The 12,260-nt window shown below is 42.7% G+C and carries 10 protein-coding genes; all 10 read left to right on the top strand.

The features are described from left to right. Positions 1-104 precede the first annotated feature (104 nt). The 10 genes from UYI_RS0123610 to UYI_RS0123565 all read left to right on the top strand — a co-directional run bounded on the left by UYI_RS0123610 (position 105) and on the right by UYI_RS0123565 (position 12,257). Entirely contained in the window at positions 105-1,739 is a 1,635-nt protein-coding gene (locus UYI_RS0123610) for an ATP-binding protein (protein ID WP_016869147.1), read from the top strand. 124 nt (positions 1,740-1,863) lie between these two features. Beyond that, positions 1,864-2,430 carry a DUF192 domain-containing protein gene (locus tag UYI_RS0123605; RefSeq protein ID WP_016869146.1) on the top strand — a complete coding sequence of 189 codons (567 nt, stop codon included), beginning with the start codon at positions 1,864-1,866 and terminating at the stop codon, positions 2,428-2,430. 371 nt (positions 2,431-2,801) lie between these two features. Next, positions 2,802-3,425: a hypothetical protein gene (locus tag UYI_RS0123600; RefSeq protein WP_016869145.1), complete on the top strand. Its 624-nt coding sequence runs from the start codon at positions 2,802-2,804 to the stop codon at positions 3,423-3,425. Between the two features lie 93 nt (positions 3,426-3,518). Beyond that, positions 3,519-3,854, top strand: coding sequence for a hypothetical protein (locus UYI_RS0123595; RefSeq protein ID WP_016869144.1), 336 nt, complete (start codon positions 3,519-3,521; stop codon positions 3,852-3,854). A 42-nt stretch (positions 3,855-3,896) separates the two neighbouring features. Continuing rightward, entirely contained in the window at positions 3,897-6,725 is a 2,829-nt protein-coding gene (locus UYI_RS0123590; protein ID WP_016869143.1) for a hypothetical protein, read from the top strand. Positions 6,726-6,838: 113 nt separating this feature from the next. Next, positions 6,839-7,570: a hypothetical protein gene (locus tag UYI_RS0123585; RefSeq protein WP_016869142.1), complete on the top strand. Its 732-nt coding sequence runs from the start codon at positions 6,839-6,841 to the stop codon at positions 7,568-7,570. A 70-nt stretch (positions 7,571-7,640) separates the two neighbouring features. Further along, positions 7,641-8,792 carry a hypothetical protein gene (locus UYI_RS0123580; RefSeq protein ID WP_016869141.1) on the top strand — a complete coding sequence of 384 codons (1,152 nt, stop codon included), beginning with the start codon at positions 7,641-7,643 and terminating at the stop codon, positions 8,790-8,792. A 13-nt stretch (positions 8,793-8,805) separates the two neighbouring features. Continuing rightward, the gene (locus tag UYI_RS0123575) at positions 8,806-9,582 is read left to right on the top strand and encodes a hypothetical protein (protein ID WP_016869140.1); all 777 of its coding nucleotides are present in this window, start codon (positions 8,806-8,808) and stop codon (positions 9,580-9,582) included. Between the two features lie 24 nt (positions 9,583-9,606). Beyond that, positions 9,607-11,436, top strand: coding sequence for a TrbI/VirB10 family protein (locus tag UYI_RS0123570; RefSeq protein WP_016869139.1), 1,830 nt, complete (start codon positions 9,607-9,609; stop codon positions 11,434-11,436). Continuing rightward, a complete protein-coding gene (locus UYI_RS0123565) occupies positions 11,433-12,257 on the top strand; it encodes a hypothetical protein (RefSeq protein ID WP_026086135.1) in 825 nt (274 codons plus the stop codon). The genes UYI_RS0123570 and UYI_RS0123565 overlap by 4 nt, the downstream gene beginning before the upstream one ends. Positions 12,258-12,260 lie beyond the last annotated feature (3 nt).

Raw genomic sequence — 12,260 nt, 5'->3', positions numbered from 1 at the left:
CAACTTTTTTCTAATTTTTGGAAGCAAGAATTAGAAAATTATCAGTTCTCGTACAGCATCTCTTCTGGATAAGATTACTTCTGAGTACGCTACAAGCAACTAAGATGAAGTCTAGCTTTGACTATCTAGAAGACCTTCTTGCGGACAACTATCCAATCATCGCCTGCGAATCTCCCCTCCAAGAACGTCACCGCCTCCTCACCCGAATCACTACTTACTGTCAGCAAGCAGGCAAAAAAGCCTATATATGGAATCTCAGCGAGGACAGTATTAAAGAACTAGCCGTCAGCGCCGAAGAAAATCTCGTTCTTCGAGAGTTTGACGACTATAAACCTTCGATAAAACAAAATAAAGAAGACTATTTTCAAGTACTCAATTTCTGGAAAATTTATTCTGGCAAGGGAGTATTAATCATTGAGAATATCTTCCCTTGGATAAAAGAAGATACACCGAAAGAAATCGATTTTATTATATCAGAATGGATGAAGTCGTCGTTAATCAATCTCAAATTTTATACAAGAGATAGTGGTAAAACTACTATATTACTAGGAGCCAACGCCGAGATAGCAAGCGAAATAGCGGCAGAAATTCCCCTATGGAGTCAAGAACTACCAGATGCACAAGAAATTATTGACAGTTTAATTAAAAGTAAAAATTTTTCTTTCACATATACGGATCAAGACTATTTAGAAATTGCTAACGCTAGTGCTGGTTTGTATATTTCTGATATTATGTATTGCCTAACCGATATTAGAAAAAGTCATGATTTAGGAAATTCCAGTGAGATAGCAAAGCTTCTACTAGCAAAAAAAATTCAACTGCTTAACCGCTTGTATGACATCGAATTCTTACCTCCACCAAAAGTCCAACTTGGTGGGTTAGAACTCATGCAGCAGTCATTCAAAAAGTTCAAGCGATTGCTTACCCCGCGTGCCAAACAATACAATCTGCGCGTACCCAAGGGGATTATGCTTGTGGGGCCACCGGGGACGGGAAAATCACACTCAGCAAAAGCTTGTTCCCAGAACATGGGTATTCCCCTCATCATGGTCGATTGGGGCAACTTTAGAAGTTTTGGCAACCAAGCAGAAATGAAACTCAAACGCTTGTTGCGACTGGCAGATAGGCTCAATCAAGTAATTTTGTATTTCGACGACTTTGATAAAGGCTTCGCCGGGGATGATGACCTCGCCAAACGGCTGGCTGGTCAGCTGTTGACGTGGATGCAAGAGCGCACGTCAGATGTACTGGTCATTGCGTCAGTTAACCGTATGGAATGGCTGCCACCCGAACTCACCCGTGCTGGACGGTTTGACTATTTATTTAAAGTAGACCTGCCCAATAATGGGGAAAGATATAGTATCTTCAAACTGCACGCTGCCCGATTTGACAAACGCTTTCGCAATGGCGGCGACCCCTGGAGCGAGGAACAGTGGCGCAGAATTCTTAAAGCCACCAATCGCTGTGTAGGTGCAGAAATCCAGACAATTGTAGAACGCGCCGCTAGTACCATATTCTGCGAAACCATAACAGAAGATACCTACTCAGAAAGCCAACTCCCCACACTTGAACTAACAATCGAGGCATTACTAGAAGAACGCCGTCAGATTAACCCGCTTGCCATCCGCGAAGCCGATAGAGTCGAATCGATGCGTAACAAAGCTGACCAACAAGCTTTACCTAGTAGTCCCCTAGACGAAAGCAAGTTTGCTGTTGGCAACATTGATATTTTCAGCTAGCACACCTCATAAATCAATTTAAAGTTTCATCATGTTTGGACGAAAGCAAATGTAACCAAAACATTTCAACAGTTCATAATGCTCGCCATTTCTAACCACTTTACTACCTTATTTATCTAAAATTATGGAAGTCACAAGACAAACTGCTCAAACCAACATTCAAACTAAACAAGCACAAAATCCAGAAAAAAGCCTATTTTACAAATTCATCAAATTTATCAAATTTGTTGGGCCAATTGCTGGTTTTACTGCTGCCCTCTCACCCCTACCGCTATACTTTTGGACTCGCCAGCCCCAGTATTTACCTATTGGCGCAACCTTTACCAGTAACAATCAAACAGTTCAACTCGAATTAGCAGACGATAGAAAGGAATATGCCCACGGACTCAAATTTCGTAATTCGATTCCTGAAAATCACGGAATGTTATTTGTCCTCAACAAACCTGAAAAAGTTAAACTTTGGATGAAGGATACGTATATTCCTTTAGATATGATATTCCTGCGAGATGGAGTTATCAAATCAATTGTAGAAGCAGCTCCCCCTTGCAAAACCAAAACCTGTCCTAAGTACGATTCAGTCTATCCTGTTAACCAGGTTATTGAACTACCTGCTAACAGTACTAAAACCCTCAATCTCAAAGTAGGTAAGAAACTCCAACTCGATTTCAACACAAATATAATGCAGAATTAGTTGACGGAGAGTTGATCCATCACAACAACCTAGCGGTAAATAACCGTAATTACACTACCTCATATATCAATCTTTGACCCTCGATATAGCCTATATCGGGGGTCAAACATTATGAAATAAACCACTGATTTAATTGTTGGAAGTTGTCAAGCAAATTTGTCTGAGTTTTTATTGAATGATTTACTGAAAAATATAGTGTCTAAAAATAGAAAATTTTTAGATGATTTCACGGTTATTAATCTCATAAAATAATTTCACAAGTGAGAAGTTGGAGCAGATATTTACTCCAATCAAAACTTTGGTAAAAAGCAGTGTTTCGACCTTAGTTACTCTACAAAGTTTCATCCACTAATTTCTGAAATAATCTTTTTATGAAAACAGACTACGAATCTGATTTTGGTAGCGATAGCGAAGCGCTGCTGCGAAGCGCAGATCGCGTTCCTTCCTACGAAGAATACGGATACCCCGCTCCCAGCCGTCGCCGTCGCAACTGGAAAGAAAACGCCAGCATCACCGGACTAATGGCAGTTGGTACTGGTTTGATGATTGCAGATATCTCACTCCACCAGATGGTGATGGCATCACTCGCGTTTGGAACTGGTATTGTAGCGTTACTACCCAAGGAAGCAAACTTGCTACTTTCCAACTTTGAGAAATGGCAGCGCAAGTATGGCATCAATATTTATACTGTTCTGTTCTGCTTGGTAGGTGTAGTATTTATGTTGGATATCGCCACTGCACCCGCAAATGCCCAGTTCATGCAAAACGCAGAGGACTTCTTCACAGAATACTTTACTGGTGTCAATGAAGATATTATTAGGTACGTATTTGCGGTACTGCGCGGTTTGTTCCTAATTTACCTGGGTATTGGTCTTATTAGGGTTGTTCAAGCAGCCAGAAACGACGAAGATTGGCAAACGATCGCCCGTACACCAATTATCGTTGCCCTCACAGTTGTAGTCGGAGACTTGCTTGCAGGACTGGTAACAGGCTGATACGTCACTCGTCAAAAAAGCCACCACGAGTGGCACAATTCCACAAGTGCCACTCATCAAGATTTCAAAAACTGACTTTCGTCTTTCGTCATAATGGCCAGAGAACGGGAATTTCGTACTGTCAACCGCGTATTAGGAGAACAGCCACGCCTTGGGCCATTTCCCGCCGACCAAATTGTTCCCTGGAGTGCGATCGCTCTCATCTCCTACATGGTAGTCAAGGGTTTTATGCAAGCTTCCTGGCTCACAACCGGAATTGTAACTGCTTGGGGATGGGCAACTTGGTGGACGGTAAGTTCCAACAAAGCTTTTTTTGGTAAGTTTGTCGGCACGCCGCGCATCACCCGTGGCTATAAACCTTTTGTTTCTCTCGTTAATCCTTTACAACCTCAATCCCATAAAAAGCACCAGCTGAAAAAACGCAGATAAAGCTGCTCCAGTAAAAAATATCACCGAACGAAACTACAGGCTATGAGTTCGACCGCCTCAACGAAAATAAAGGACAAAATTGGTAAAAAATCCCTCGATACCGAACAATTAGGTGTTGTCAAAAACCTAACACCGTTCGAGGATATTACTCATTTAGCCGGGATTGCAAGTATCTCGCTTGCTGGTCGTAGAGATATCGGCGCACTCATCCTCCAGAAAAAAGAAGATATTCAAATTAAGTTCTGCTTCGACGTACAAGGAGTCCACCCGTCTTTACCAGAAGAACAGATTCTCCCGATTTTTGAAAATATTGAGGGTGGACTCAAAGAACTTCCCGAACGCGAAACCTTCACAATTCATCTTGGTTCGTTCACTGATGATTTTCTCCGGCAGCAGGAACTAAAAAAGATAGAGGATAAATGTGACTTAGAGCAATTAACTTTATTAGTGCGATCGGAACGTCTGCGAGCAAGAGAACTCACTAAAGCAGGAACTCGTAAAAATAAGTTTTTACGTTTCTGGTGTACCTATAGTGTCCTGGCTTCTGAAGACAGTCGCTCAAATGATGCAATTGAAAAAACTATCAAACAATTGCAAAATGCCTGGTTCCAATTTACTGGACAAATTCACGGTGTTCGGCAAGAAAGAATCGAAACAATCTTACGGGATAGCTTTACCTCTGGGTTTCAACGGTGGGAACAACTTTTTACAAACTCGATGGGACTTTCAGTGCGAGCAGCCACCAGTGAGGAAGTATGGTCAATTCTTTGGAGTCAATTTAACCGTAGCGATGCACCCAAAGTTCCCAATCCCCTCATATTAGATGAAGAGGGACTTCGAGAAGTTCAAACTAGCGATTTCCACATTCGCCACCTGATGCTGGAGAATGAAAAATCTGTCCCGTTTCTCGATCGCAGCTGGGTAAGACTGCAAGACAAGTATATCGGCGTTCTTCAGTTTAGCGAAAAGCCCCAGGGTTGGGTAGACGAATACGCCCAGCTTCGATACCTCTGGGAGGTGATATCCAAAGAAAAAATCTCCGACACTGAGATTATCTGCCAGCTATCTAAAGCCAACCAGGGACTTGCCAAAACTGCTCTGCAACGAATTACTAAACAGTCAATTACCTCCAGCGCCATGTCTTCTGAGAAGGGTTCAATTGACGTAAAAGCCAATATGAACATTGAGGAGGCAGTTAAGGCACAAGAAACTATCCTCAGAGGCAGTCTCCCCATCCACACTGCTGTTGTTTTTTGTGTCCATCGTCACAGTCGTCAAAAACTTGATGAAGCTTGCCAATACCTTTCTAGCTGCTTCTTGCGACCTGCTGTAGTCGATCGAGAAATCGAGTATGCCTGGAAAACATGGTTACAATGTGTACCTGTTGTTTGGGAAAATCTACTCACAAGACCCTTTAACCGTCGCCTCCCTTATTTCTCATCAGAAGTTCCCGGACTCATGCCGATAGTTAGAACGGCTACAGGAGATAAATCCGGGTTTGAGCTAATTGCTGAAGAGGGAGGAACCCCAGTACATCTTGACTTGTACAAGCAGCACAAAAATCTTGCCATTTTTGGTACTACCCGTGCGGGTAAATCTGTCTTAGTAGCAGGTCTATTAACACCTGCCTTGGCTCAAAACATTCCCGTAATTGCACTTGATTATCCCAAACCCGATGGTACTAGTACGTTTACCGACTACACCAAATTTATGGGAGAGGAAGGGGCATATTTCGATATTAGTAAAGAATCAAACAATCTATTTGAATTACCTGATTTAAGGGGGTATGAGCCTGAAGTTATTAAAGAGAGAATGACCGATTTTAAGGAATTCTTGAAATCAACATTAATGATTATGGTACTAGGGACAAATCCTGTAGGGGTAAGTCCGACAACAGTATCAAATATTGAAAGTATCATCACAATCACAATTGAAACTTTTTACAACGATGAAGATATCAAACTTCGGTACAAGCTAGCATTAGAAAATGGATTAGGAACACCTGAATGGGCAGATATTCCCACACTTAAAGATTTCTATAATTATTGTTCGCCTGGATTTATCAAGCTCGATTCCATCACCAATAATAGTAAAGAAATTCTCGATGCCCTTGACCAAATCAGATTGCGATTAAAGTTTTGGCTAAATTCACGAGTTGGGCAATCAATCGCCAATCCATCTAGCTTTAGAACTGATGCTCGATTGCTTGTATTTGCGCTGCGATCGCTTGGGAGTGAAGCCGATGCCGCAGTCCTTGCCCTGAGTGCCTATTCCGCAGCCTTACGTAGAGCTTTATCATCTAAAGTATCAATATTTTTCTTAGATGAAGCACCAATTTTATTCAATTTTGAGAGCATAGCCGAGCTAATTGGTAGACTCTGCGCTAACGGAGCGAAAGCGGGTATACGTGTAATTTTATCTGCCCAAGAACCAGAAAGTATTTTCCAAAGTAAGTCTGCTTCCAAGATATTCGCTAACATCACAACCCGCCTGATTGGTCGGATTCAAACATCGGCAGTTGACCCATTTGTGAACAGGTTTAAATACCCTTATGAAATTATCTCGCGTAATAGTACCGAAGCATTCTTCCCAAAACGCGAAAGTATTTATTCACAGTGGTTACTTGATGACAATGGCAAACTAACTTTCTGTAGGTATTATCCTGCTTATTGCTTACTTGCAGCAGTAGCAAATAACCCGAATGAGCAAGAATTACGCACTCTATTTCTCAATAAATATGCCGATAATCCAATGCTGGGTATGGTGAAATTTTCAGAAAGCTACATACAGATGCTTCGGGGAGATGAGTTAAGTCAAGAAGCACAAAAATTACTGGACAACAATAACAATCAGCAATTAAAGTCAGCATAAATTATAGAAGAAAAACTAAGAATAATCTGGATTTATAACAAGAAGAATCAATAACTCATAAACAAGTGGCTTAACTTTAAATTGCCACATTGATTATTTTATCCACGAAAAGTATGAAACCAAAATTCAACTTTACTAAGAAAGGAGTAATAATCGGGTCAATAATTGGTCTGGTTACTTTACTCGGTACAGCACCCAGTTATGCCTTTTCAATTGACGACTTCTTCAAGGTTTTAGGGAAATTCAATAACTATTTTGAGGAAACCAAAAAGGAACTCACTTCAGGAACTAATAAATGGGGTGGGATGAAAGGCGAAGCTAAAACTGCTATTCAGACTGGCAGTATGGATATGCCAGATCCAGTAAACTCAGCCGAAAAGCTCAAAGAGCAACTCAAGAGCAAGGGTAACTGGAATGAAAGCAACACAGTTGAAGCTGCGGTCAGTGCAGCTAACGAACTGGAGAGAGAAACCACCCGCGCCACGATCGCCAGCGTCTTAGGGGAAGTCGGTCAGGAACGTACCAAAAATGAGATAGAAGCAACTGAACAAACTGTAGCCGAGGCCAAAGAACTCGCAGAATCTGCACAACCAATGGATGCTTCACAAAACATCCTCAAGGTCATTGCTGCCCAAAACTCGCAAATTGTCTCAATGTTGGGTCAATCTCGCATTGACGGACTGCAAACACGGCACGATGCCCAGCAAACTAACCTGATGCTATCTCAACTTGCCGAACAGGGGGCAAGCGATCGCCGCCGTCAAAACCTGATGATGGACGGTATTAGCGCCCAGTATGTCGAAATCAGTGGGTTTAGCAGTCTCAAAACTACCGCCGGTGAATAATTCACCCTAATTAGTTGGTCATCTCAATTGCAGAGATGACCAACTCTCTATCAGGTACATAATACAGACCATGTTAGAACATCTTGTAATTGCAACTGACCCATTTTTTGGGCAAGACATTTTAGAAAATGCGTCAGCTGGAGCGCAACTAGTAGCAGAAGGTTTCAATGAACTTTGGCAGGAAACCCTCAACGGTAATTTGTACGGCTCGATGTGCAAAGTTGGTCAGTTTTTTGCGATCGCCACACTCACCCTTTTTATGGTTGAGTTAGGCAAAAACTGGATAAATCAAGAAGATATGAAAGCCCTCTCCAGTTGGATATGGCCCATTCTGGTGATCGGACTACTAGCTAACAATGGCACTTTACTCAGAAGTGGAACACTCGCCATCCGGGGATACATTAATACTGTTAATAATGACATCCTGGAATTTACTGCTGCCGGAGCCAACCTAGAAGTAGCATTCAACCGCGCAGTCGGCAATATTGCCCTCCAGCAGCAAGTAGGGGCAGCAATGGAAAGATGCCGTTCCATCCCTGGTAACACGCAAGATTCAATCACCTGTTTGCAACAAGCAGAAGCAGAACTTAAAACCTCCGCGCCCGATCTATTTAAAGGAGAAGCCCCCGATAGCGGTAGTTGGGAATTTAACCCACTTCAGGCTTTATCTGATGCTAAAGACGCGCTCGAAAATCTCTCCCCTGGTCAAATTGCCGAAAAGATTGGTAATACTATCACCAGTACAATCGGTTCGATGATCACCGGATTTGTCGCAGTGATCCTCCTCGCCCTCAATAACGCTTACCAGTGGGGTATCGAATTCACGATGCTTTTAACTGCCCTACTTGGCCCGTTGGCAATAGGCGGTTCGCTACTCCCCTTTGGCGCAAAACCTATTTTCGCTTGGCTAACTGGTTATTTCACCGTTGGAATGGCGAAACTCTGCTTCAACATGATTATTGGTTTGTGCGGACAACTTATCGCTAATTCCGAACAAAATCAACCGATGATATTTCTGCTTTTTGTTGGGTTAGTTTCTCCTATCCTTGCATCTGCATTAGCCGCAGGTGGTGGAATAGCTGTTTGGACAGGATTAGGTAAAACAGTAGCATTTGGCTCTGAAATTGCAGCAGGAATCGCTACAGGTGGAGCAAGTACAACTGCTACGGTTGCTGTTAACGCCACCAAATTTGTTAGTTCCAAAATCAAAGTTAGAAAGTAATTAACAAATAATTATGCTTAAACCTAAGTCTAAATCTCAACTAGCTCGGCTCCTCAGTTATGGGCAATCTACCTCCACACCTATTGCAATGGCGATCGCCGTAACAGCAGGAGGAACTATCTTATCTACCCTATTGCAAATAATAAATATTGGCATGAGTGCTAACACAAATCATCATGTCAAAGGCATGACGATAGTTCAACTCCAAGATGGGTCTATTTCACCTGGTAAATTTGCTGCTCCCAACGAACGCGAAGCCGAAACTATCAAACGCTTTATCTCAGATAGCATGATTAAAATGTTCGGCTGGAACGGAATAATCGAAGCAACAGAGAATGGTGAAAATGTTACTAAACCTGATAGGGGAATAGATATTCAAACAACAAAAAATAGTAGAAAAAGAATTCCTACTAGAGCCTGGGAAGCTGCATTTGCACTATCTGAAAATCAAGATTTTCGAGCAAACTTTCTCAAGAAATTAGCAGAAATCGTTCCAAGTGGTGTATTTAACGGTGAAGTTCAAGTTTCACTCGTTACCCGCCATATCTCCGAACCCAGAAAAATTAAGGATGGACAGTGGGAAGTCGATTATATCGCTACGCTCGTAAGCTTTAATAGGAACGAAAACCAAGGCAAGGGAATCGCCTTTAACAAAACAATTACTGTCGAAGCTGTCGATACTCCTAAGTTACCAAACAAGCCAACTGAACTCGATAAAAAAATTTATTTAGTACGAGAACCAGGTTTAGAAATTACTCAAATTGTTGATTATAACCTCGGTAAGAAATAAAAATTATTAATCAAGCATAGAACTATGTTACAGCTAGAGAATGAGGCTTCCAATAAACATATATCTTCCGTAAATAGTCTTTTACCAATCGATAGGATAGAAGAAGATGAAGTTGAAAATTCACAATTTGAGGTGGTTGAAGAAGATGAAACTGAAGTAGAAGACCCCGCGTTAATCCAAACTAAACACGACTTTATTACATCTCCCTGGTCAAGATTAGGAATTATCGGTGGTGCATTTGGTGCTGGGTTTCTAGTTATATTTGTTGTCCTCAACGGCATGATGAATGGGGGTGGTAAAAACGCCAAAAAACCAGAATTAACTACTACTCCAACTCCCACGGTTGCCGCATCTGAGAAAAAAGAAGGCGATGTTTATGCGAAGCTTGCCCTCGCCAAGCAACAGGAAGAACTGGATGCCCTAAATGGTCAAGCTAATACGGAAAACAAAGAGGAGAAAAAAGAAGCTACTGAAGGAGAACAAGCCAAAAACCAAGAGAAAACCCGTTCTATTCGACAACGAAGGGTAGTTGCTCAAGAAACTACCCCTACTTCCAGAAGACGTGTATACCGGGAAGTAACACCCGAACCTGTTAGACCAACACGTAGAGTAGTGGCTTCACAGCCAATACCACCTCTGCGTCCTAGCGCTCCTCTGCCAAAATTTGCCAAACAAACAGTTGCCAGCAACCAGAGTGTCGCCAAAGATCCAATAGCCGAACTCGAACGCCTGCGTAACCTGGGTTCAGTTGGTCGAGTTGAGTATATGCTAGCCAGTACCACTGTCAGTGAACCTACAAACACAACAGTACAAGAAGTTACAGCTAAAACTGAAGAAACATTACGCCCAGCAGAACAAAATAGCGATCGCTCCCGTCGTCGCCGTAGCCGACGCAACGAGAATACCGAAACAGTTACCAATACTCCTAATCAAGTTGAAGAACTGCGCCCGCGTTGGCAACCTGTAACCACAAATGACAGTACTCCTGAGTATGGCAATACTGATGACAAAGATAACAATCCAGCCGTGCCAGTTATTTATAGCTTCTCGCTAAAAGAGCCACAAACCAGCTCAGAACTTGACAAAGAAAAGACCGTAGAATCCAGTTTTGCTAGTAATAAAGAAAACAACTCTACTCTGCAAGTTGAGCAAGTTGCAAATAACTACCTGCCAGAAGAAGCGCAGATACTCCAAGAAATACAACCACAGTATTTAGTTGTCGGTTCGTTTGCAAGTGCAACCTTGGTAACTCCGCTCGTTATGCCCCAAACCAGTAATAACAGTCGTTCCCAAGAACAGACAAATACATTACGGTTTGTCGCCCGGTTGGACGAGCCGCTTTACAGTAATACTGGGGAAATAGCGATTCCCGCAGGAACACAGGTAACTATCGCTATGATTTCGGTTGATAGCACATCAGGTGTGCGTGCCGAAGTCACGGCCATCCTCAAAGACGGTACAGAATATCCTCTATCACCTGGAACGATATCGGTTTTGGGAGAGGCGGGTTCACCCCTAATCGCCAGACCCTACGACGACAAGGGATCTGAAATTGCCAAATATGATGCCACTTTGGGAACTATAGCTGGTCTTGCCAAGGTAGGGGAAATTATCAACCAGCCGGATGAAGAAGTCACAGAAGATTTGCCTTTAGGTGGGACAAGAACTCGCAGCCGCAATAACAACCGCAACCTGGCAGCTGCTTTCCTTGAAGGTGCCTTTGGTAAACTTGGCGAAACAGTCAGCAAGCGTACAGAACGTGCTACTGACGAAATCAACCGCCGTCCCAATGTTTGGTATGTGCCTAAAGACACCAAAATCACAATCAAAGTCGATAGGTCAATCAAGCTGTGAAACTAAGAGATATAGCAGATTTTAGTTTAAGGATGCCTTGGGCGATCGCCTTTAGCGGATGCCTCACCATCACCTCCGTGCTTGCACCAAACCAACTTGTACTAGCAAATACTATCCGTCAAGTTGCAGCCTCTCAGGTGTCAGGGGAAAATGCCCAATTGCAGACAGTTAAGGTCTGGCCTGGACATGGGGTATCAATATCGTTCTACAACACTAGAGAAATTATCAAGAAAATCTGGCTGGATGACCCATCTAGGTTTGTTTTTGATGTAGACGGATGTCTTGAAGGTTTGGGTAAGTGTTCTGGAAGCAGCACGGGTGCTGGACTAATTCACATTCGCCGCATTGAGACAGTCAAAATCCCCGGTTTACCACAAGCTCCTTACGGGGCGCACATGACGGTGATTACCGAATCTGGTTCAACAAGGAAAAGCTATCACTTCCGGATTGTAGCGGGCAGTGGCACACCAGAGTACAGTCAAATTGAAATTATTGGCGACACTCCCAGCAAACCTGAACAAGTAAAACCAAAGGTTAGTTACACCGCATTATCTGATAGCAGACATATCGCCAAAGGAATGCAAGTTGCCTTAAAAAACCAGTGGGTTACGACAGACAGCAAGCTTTGGAAGCGTCTGAACCAACTTGTGGAGTTGCGATCGCAAGGAGAGGAACTTGTCGTCGCCGCCAGCACCACTGGAGTATCAATGCAATTGGTTGAAAAACTCATGCTGTTGGGTGGAAAGCGCTTATTAGAAATACCACCACAGCGCAATAACCCTCTCACAACAACAAATCTAGGTAAATCAAGTTTTAAATAAATA

The sequence above is a fragment of the Fischerella muscicola PCC 7414 genome, assembly GCF_000317205.1.
Taxonomy (GTDB): domain Bacteria; phylum Cyanobacteriota; class Cyanobacteriia; order Cyanobacteriales; family Nostocaceae; genus Fischerella; species Fischerella muscicola.
Note: the sequence above shows the minus strand (reverse complement) of the source record. Positions and strands in the feature narration are given on the sequence as shown.